Origin of the sequence: Saccharothrix sp. ST-888, from assembly GCF_000955975.1 — a bacterium.
Lineage (GTDB): Bacteria > Actinomycetota > Actinomycetes > Streptomycetales > Streptomycetaceae > Kitasatospora.
The window spans coordinates 1-335 of sequence record NZ_JYJF01000700.1; the positions used below are offsets into that span (position 1 = coordinate 1).

A 335-nucleotide genomic window follows, 5' to 3' on the forward strand; every position below is an offset into this window, starting at 1 on the left:
CGCATCTTCAACCTCATGCAGGACGCCTCCACCGCCCATATCTCCCGCTCTCAGATCTGTCAGTGGATCCACAACGGCCTCATCCTCGCCCACACCGGTGAGAAGGCCACCGCAGAGCTGCTCCACCGGCTCGTGGCCGAGCAACTCTGTCTTCCCGAAGAGTTCGCCTACTTCCTCACCCGGCCGGCGTACCAGCTCCTCGGCTCAGCCCCAATCCATCCGCCCGCCGCCCGCCGCCCCTCTGACAGGCCGTCGAGTCGACGTCGCCGATGACTCCGTTCCGTCCGGCGCGCACGGGCGGCCCTCCGGAAGCTGCCGCACGGAAGCGGCTATAC

The 335-nt window shown here is 67.5% G+C and carries 1 pseudogene; it reads left to right on the forward strand.

The features are described 5' to 3' along the window. Window positions 1–273, forward strand: a pseudogene (locus UK12_RS34275) (hypothetical protein); the annotation flags it as partial. Window positions 274–335 lie beyond the last annotated feature (62 nt).